5 protein-coding genes are annotated in these 6,220 nt (G+C 33.7%); all 5 read left to right on the top strand.

What is annotated here, in order from left to right:
• The first annotated feature begins 66 nt into the window (after window positions 1-66).
• On the top strand, window positions 67-249 hold the full coding sequence (locus tag LE180_RS05775; protein WP_374134508.1) for a tetratricopeptide repeat protein: 183 nt from the start codon (window positions 67-69) through the stop codon (window positions 247-249).
• Between the two features lie 69 nt (window positions 250-318).
• The gene (gene miaB / locus LE180_RS05770) at window positions 319-1,575 is read left to right on the top strand and encodes a tRNA (N6-isopentenyl adenosine(37)-C2)-methylthiotransferase MiaB (RefSeq protein ID WP_374134506.1); all 1,257 of its coding nucleotides are present in this window, start codon (window positions 319-321) and stop codon (window positions 1,573-1,575) included.
• On the top strand, window positions 1,572-2,156 hold the full coding sequence (locus LE180_RS05765; protein WP_374134505.1) for a lytic transglycosylase domain-containing protein: 585 nt from the start codon (window positions 1,572-1,574) through the stop codon (window positions 2,154-2,156). The genes miaB and LE180_RS05765 overlap by 4 nt, the downstream gene beginning before the upstream one ends.
• A 118-nt stretch (window positions 2,157-2,274) precedes the next feature.
• The gene (mutS, locus tag LE180_RS05760; protein ID WP_374134507.1) at window positions 2,275-4,935 is read left to right on the top strand and encodes a DNA mismatch repair protein MutS; all 2,661 of its coding nucleotides are present in this window, start codon (window positions 2,275-2,277) and stop codon (window positions 4,933-4,935) included.
• 220 nt (window positions 4,936-5,155) lie between these two features.
• A partial coding sequence (gene mutL, locus LE180_RS05755; RefSeq protein ID WP_374134504.1) for a DNA mismatch repair endonuclease MutL occupies window positions 5,156-6,220 on the top strand: 1,065 nt, incomplete at its 3' end.

Raw genomic sequence — 6,220 nt, 5'->3', positions numbered from 1 at the left:
ACGTACTCTTTTTACTTCCAAGAATTTTCGTCAATGCTGTTTTAGCATCAACATGTCCTTGGCCCGCTGCTTTTTGAAACCAGTTCACTGCCTCAGTATAATCTTGGAGTGATGTATGAGAAAGGAGACGGAGTTCAACAAAATTATAAAGAGGCAGTGAACTGGTTTCAAAAAGCAGCGGACCAAGGACATGTTGATGCTAAAACAGCATTGACGAAAATTCTTGGAAGTAAAAAGAGTACGTCTTAAAATGTTATAAAAATATTGCAATTTTGTACAATATACAAGCTGTTTTAACAAATAATAATGGAATAATTTTTGAATTATTTAATTGAAACAATTGGTTGTCAGATGAATGTATGTGAATCTGATTGGCTGGGATCTGTTCTTTCGACTTATGGAATGTCAAAAGTAAGCAGTTTGTCAGATGCGGACATCGTTATACTCAATACGTGTTCTGTAAGATATCAGGCTGAACAAAAGGCTTTTTCTTATCTTGGCAGGGCGGAAGAGTTTAGACGGCAAAATCCTGAGATCAAGATAGTTGTTACCGGATGTATGGCAGAAAGGCTTGGTCTAAAAATTAAGCAGCGTTTTAAAAGCGTTGATTTGGTTGTTGGCGCAAAAGACATTGATATTACTGCTTTAAAAATTATAGACCTATGCAATATAGATGCTGAAAAACAAGAAGAACTCGATACTCATTCCGATATTGTGAGATATATTACCATTATGAGAGGTTGTGATAATTATTGTTCTTATTGTGTAGTGCCTTTTGTAAGAGGCAGGGAGACAAGTCTTGATGCGGAAATAATTGTAAAAAAGTGTTCTTTGTTTGTGAAAAATGGCGCAAAAGAAATAATGCTTTTAGGGCAGAATGTAAATTCTTATCAATATAACGATGTAAATTTTACCTCGTTGATCAAGAAAATATCTACAATAAACGGACTTGAAAGAATTAGATTTATGACAAATCATCCTAAAGATTTAGGTGATGATTTAGTAAGTGTAATGGCAACAGAACCGAAAGTATGCTCTCATATACATCTTCCTATGCAGTCTGCATCCAATAAAATTCTCAAAGCAATGGATAGGAAATACACTTACGAACATTATTTGGAATTAATTAATAAGTTAAGAAACGTTATTACCGACGTAAGTATAACGACTGATATTATAGTAGGTTTCCCGGGTGAAACAGAATCTGATTTTGAAGAAACGTTAAAAGCGGTGAAAGATATAAGATTTGGAGGGTCGTACGTTTTTAGATATTCTCCGCGACCCAACACAAAAGCGTCTGAGCTGGTTGATGATGTACCTTTAGAAGAGAAAAAAAGCCGACACGCAATTATTCTTAAGGAATCAAATAAAATTTCTGTTGAAATTGTTGCTGCAATGGTTGGAAGCGTGCAACAGGTTTTAGCTGAAAGATTTGAAAATAGCGTTATAGAAGCAAGAACAAGAGGCGGCCGTAAAGTGTTTGTCAAAGATGGTACGGGAAAAGATTTAGGCAAGCATCTTAATGTTGTTATTAAAGAAGCAAAAATAAATTCGTTATTTGGCAATATTGCATGAAAAAGATTATTTTATGTCTTATTTTAGGATTAATAATCGTATTTCTATTTAGTCTTGAACAAAAAATAGGATTGTTTGATAAAAATCCATACAATGATTATATAAACAAATATTCTAATTTCTTTGACATTGATCATCTTCTTATTAAAGCCATTATGAAAAAAGAGTCTAATCTAAACCCTGATGTTGTATCAAGCAGAGGAGCAGTTGGTCTTATGCAAATAATGCCTAAAACTGCGTTGGAAATTGCAAGACAGTTAAATATTGCAGATTATTCTAATACAAAACTTAAAGAAGTTGAGATAAACATAATGTTTGGGACTTACTACATAAAAAGACTTTTAAATTATTACGATAATAATCTTGTTTTAGCTTTGGCTGCGTATAATGCAGGTACAGGAAATGTTGATAGTTGGAATAAACCAAATCCCGTGGCGAGTACGTCGATACATTTTATACCTTTTAAAGAAACAAGACATTATGTTGAATCTATAATGTTGATTTACAAAGTGTATATATGGATAGACGTGTTGAAAAGACAGTTAAATGCGTTGTATCATTCGGATACGACAAACGCGTGAAAGATATATGTATTATCAGTTGTCGTCACAGTAGTTCCTCCTTATCTTCTCTTTTTTTAATTCCCCTTTCTTTGAAAAGGGTGACAGTGGCACCGTCTGGGTATTTGAGAAGGTGGCAATGTTGCTGGGCATTGCCGGGATTAGGATTATGGGATTATCTCCCGTAGCAAAACATTTTTCATTTCAAAGGGGCATAAAAATTAAAAAATCTTCTCAAACATTAACGCCGTTGATGCAGCAATACTGGGATGTTAAGTCTAAATACCCTGGAGTGATACTGTTTTTTCGCTTAGGTGATTTTTACGAGATGTTTGGCGATGATGCGATAAAAGTAGCGCCTGTTCTTGAGATTGTGCTTACTCAAAGAACGAGTACGCCTATGTGTGGCGTGCCTTATCATTCCGTTAACGCTTACATAAAAAAACTTATAACAAAAGGTTTTAAAGTTGCGATTTGTGAGCAACTTGAAGAATCTGGTACAACGAAAGGAATAGTGAAACGTGGCGTTACAAAAGTTATAACTCCGGGAACGATTTTGGAAGATACGTTACTAGAGTCAAAAGAGAATAATTTTTTAATGTCAATTATTTTTGATGAAACAACAATGTCTGCCGCATTTGCTACGGCAGATATATCAACCGGCGAATTTTTTACTGCGGAAACAACACTAAAATCTATTAAAACTGAAATATCAAAATATAATCCCGGTGAACTTATTGTTTCTGCAGACAATATCCAACATGGCCAAATAGCAAATTTTATAGCTACGATTAAAATACCTGTTTCTGATATTAATAACTCTTTTTTTGATTTCAATAATTCTCAAAAAATAATAGCTGAGCTTTTTGACGACAATACTACAAAAAAGTTTGGACTTAATAAAAAGGAGATAGTTTGCGCTTGCGGGGCGCTTCTTTCTTATATTAAAGAGATGCAGCCTCAAAGCGTAAGTATATTTTCAGATATAAAATACGTAAGAAATTCAGAATTTATGTACTTGGACAATGTAGCAATAAAAAATCTTGAACTTCTTAATTCCATGTCAAACGGTAAAACGATAAACTCTCTTCTTTCTGTTATAGATTCGACAAAAACGTCTATGGGCGCGAGAACTGCGCGACAGTGGCTTATAAAACCCCTTTTGGATATTTCAAAAATTGTAAATCGTCAAAATATTGTAAAGTTTTTCATAGAAAATTCCGCTATACGAAAAGACATAGTAGAAAAATTTAAAACTATTTCAGATATCGAAAGAATCATTGCAAGGGTTTCATCGGGTGTTGCAAATCCTAAAGACTTAGTTGCGCTGAAATATTCTCTAAAAACAATAAACGATATATCTAAAATTATAAAATCTGCCGAAGGATTAAATCTTAGTATTCCTGAAAATGTACAAGTTATAGATAAAATTTCTTCTCACTTGTTTGACGAACCTTCGGTATCTTTAAAAGACGGAAATGTAATTAAAAATGGCGTTAATGCAGAACTTGACGATTTAAGAAAAATATCGACTGATGCAAAAACCTATATATCAAATTTGGAAACCAAAGAAAGAATATCTACCGGAATAAATAATCTTAAGATAGGTTATACTTCTGTATTTGGTTATTATATAGAAATTAGTAAATCTAATGTAGCATTGGCTCCAAAACATTATGTGAGAAGACAGACTGTTGCGACCGGTGAAAGATACATAACGGAAGAATTAGAAGCGCTTGAAGAGAAAATATTATCCTCGCAAGAAAAAACTTTAAGACTTGAAAGCGATATATTTAATACTTTAAGGTATGAAATAGCTAGTTTCACAACAGATATTTTGAAAACGTCGCAGATTATTGCAGAGATTGATATTTTTTGCGGATTTGCTGTAAATGCATTAGAGTATAACTATGTATGTCCTTCAATGTCCAACGGTAAAGAACTTCACATTAGCGACGGCAGACATCCCGTTGTGGAAAGAATATTAAAAACCGGCGAATTTACTGCAAACGATATTACCTTTGACGAAAATTCAAGAATAATGATCCTTACCGGTCCTAATATGGCAGGAAAATCAACTTATTTAAGACAAACTGCTCTTATTGTTATAATGGCGCAAATTGGGTCTTTTGTCCCAGCTTCGGTTGCAGAAATAGGACTTGTTGATAGAATATTTACAAGAATTGGAGCGGGAGATAATCTTGCCGACGGGGAATCCACGTTTATGGTTGAGATGTCAGAAACTGCAAATATTTTAAACCAATACACCGAAAAGAGTCTTATTATTCTCGATGAAGTAGGCAGAGGGACGTCAACGTATGACGGAATGTCCATTGCTTGGGCTATTATAGAATTTTTTGCAGATGTGAAAAGAAAAGCAAATGCAGGCGCAAAAATACTTTTTGCAACGCATTATTTTGAACTTACAGGACTTTTCGAAACTCTTAAAGGCGTAGTAAATTACAGTGTAGATGTTAAAGAATGGAACGACGACGTTATATTTTTGCATAAGATAGTTGAAGGTAGCGCAGATAAATCGTACGGAATATACGTCGCAAAAATTGCAGGAATACCTAACCAAGTTATAGAAAGAGCTTATAAGATTTTGAATCAACTTGAAGTAAATCGCATTGGTACGTCAAACCATGATGCAAGTAGGCAGATGAATTTCTTCTTAAAACCAAAAGTGGAATATCAAGAACCTCAAATTTTAACAGACTTAAAAAATGTTGACATAAATAAATTGAGTCCAATTGATGCTTTAAATTTAATACACGAATGGAAAGATAAGTATAAATAGCGCTGTCTTACATGCTAATAATAAAAGACCTGTTTGTCATACTGAGGAAGCAAAATGATAGAAGAATGGATTCTTCACTTCGTTCAGAATGACAACAACGACGTGAATTCTTCAAGTCTTTGATGTTTTAAATTTAATACATGAATGGAAAGATAAGTATAAATAGCGCTGTCTTACATGCTAATAATAAAAGACCTGTTTGTCATACTGAGGAAACAAAATGCCTATAAATATTTTATCGCAGGAAACAATCAATAAAATTGCAGCGGGTGAAGTTGTAGAGAGACCGTTAAACGTAGTCAAAGAACTTGTAGAAAATTCTTTAGATGCTTTTGCTTCTTCTATAATCGTTGAAATAGAAGAATCAGGAAAAAAACTTATAAGAATTTCCGATAACGGTTTTGGTATGGATAAAAAAGATTTGGAATTATCCATATTAAGGCATGCTACCAGTAAGATAGAAGATTTTAACGATTTATCGCATATTCATTCTTTAGGTTTTAGAGGAGAGGCTCTTGCTTCTATAGCGGCTGTTTCAAATTTTGAAATTAAGACAAGAAAGAAAGGTGAATCTTCAGGTTGGAAACTTTCAGCAGACGGCGGAAAAGATATTGCAATTATTCCATGGTCAGGAGCAGAAGGCACAATAACAGAAGTTAAAAATTTATTTTTCAATACGCCGGCGAGATATAAATTCTTAAAAAGCAATTCGACTGAACGTTCGAGAATCATAAGTTCTCTTGAAGAAACTGCTTTAGCAAATAGCGATACATCTTTTAAAATGCTTTCTGAGAATAAAACTGTTTTTTCTACTTCTCAGACAGATAATACGATAGAAAGAATTTCTGATATTCTTGGCAAAGGTTTTGCAAAGACGTTGAAAAATATACAGGTAGATCATCCTAAAGCTTCATTGAATATTTACTTTACAGGCAGAGACGATTCTTTACCTAATAGAAAGTATCAATATTTTTTTGTAAACTCAAGATCTGTCAACTGTCCAAAATGGTTCATGCATTGCGTATCTCAGGTCTATAGAGAATCAATTCCTCATGACAAATATCCAGGAATTCTGCTTTATATTATTATAGATCCTGCAGAGGTAGATGTAAATATACATCCAACAAAAAGAGAAGTAAAATTTGCAGACGAAAACAGCTTGTACGATATCATTTATAAGTCGTTAAAAAATGCCCTTACGTCGCACGCTCATCCGGAAATTAGCGTGGCTAATACGCCTTTTTTGGGAGAGAGGCAAAAGCATAACTTATACGCAGACTTTACG

Source organism: Candidatus Endomicrobiellum pyrsonymphae (assembly GCF_020328025.1).
In the GTDB taxonomy this organism is placed as follows: domain Bacteria; phylum Elusimicrobiota; class Endomicrobiia; order Endomicrobiales; family Endomicrobiaceae; genus Endomicrobiellum; species Endomicrobiellum pyrsonymphae.
Note: the sequence above shows the minus strand (reverse complement) of the source record. Positions and strands in the feature narration are given on the sequence as shown.